Here is a 796-nt window from a genome sequence, read left to right on the forward strand (position 1 = left end):
AAGGGCAAAATTAAAGGACAAATATGAGCTTAAATCACAACAATAAACATCACCTAAAACAATGAAAAACGAAAACCCCACCTTCTTAAAAGAGCAAATCATCACCTATCTTGGCAACAAAAGAGCCTTGCTTGGCTTTATAGGCGAGGGGCTAAAAGAGGGGCTAAAATTCGCCAAAAGTGAGCTAAAAAAGGACAAGCCTAGCTTTTTGGATATGTTTAGTGGCTCAGGCATTGTAAGCCGCTTTGCAAAGGGCTTTGCAGGAAAGATCATAGCAAATGATTTGGAGGATTACTCGTGCATTATAAATGAGTGTTATCTTGCAAATGTTGATAAAAATAAGCTCAAAGAATTACAAAAAATTCACAAAGCCCTACAAATAAACGAAAATGAGCTAAAAAAAGGCTTTATCAGCAAGCTTTACGCCCCAAAGGATGACAAGCACATTGCAAAGGATGAGAGGGTGTTTTTCACAGCTAGAAACGCGGCATATTTAGACACTATGAGAGCTAAAATCAAGCGTGAGGTTCCAAAAGATTTGCAACACTTTTTCATAGCACCCTTAATCTACGAAGCAAGCGTGCATTCAAATACTAGCGGGGTTTTCAAGGGCTTTTACAAGGATAAGGATGGCGTTGGTAAATTTGGAGGAAGCGGGGCAAATGCTTTGCCACGCATTTTAGGCGAAATTCATTTGCAAATGCCTGTTTTTTCAAACTTTTTTTGTGATTACGAAGTGGTGCAAAAGGAGGCAAATGAGCTAGCAAAAGAGCTTGAAACAGTGGATATAGCTTAT

Annotated in this window: 1 protein-coding gene; it reads left to right on the plus strand. The window is 38.9% G+C overall.

Translation table 11 applies throughout. The features are described 5' to 3' along the window. Positions 1-61: 61 nt before the first annotated feature. Positions 62-796 (plus strand): DNA adenine methylase (locus DMC01_RS12650; protein ID WP_142694531.1); only part of this gene is annotated, 735 nt, incomplete at its 3' end.

Source organism: Campylobacter troglodytis, assembly GCF_006864425.1.
In the GTDB taxonomy this organism is placed as follows: Bacteria; Campylobacterota; Campylobacteria; order Campylobacterales; family Campylobacteraceae; genus Campylobacter_D; species Campylobacter_D troglodytis.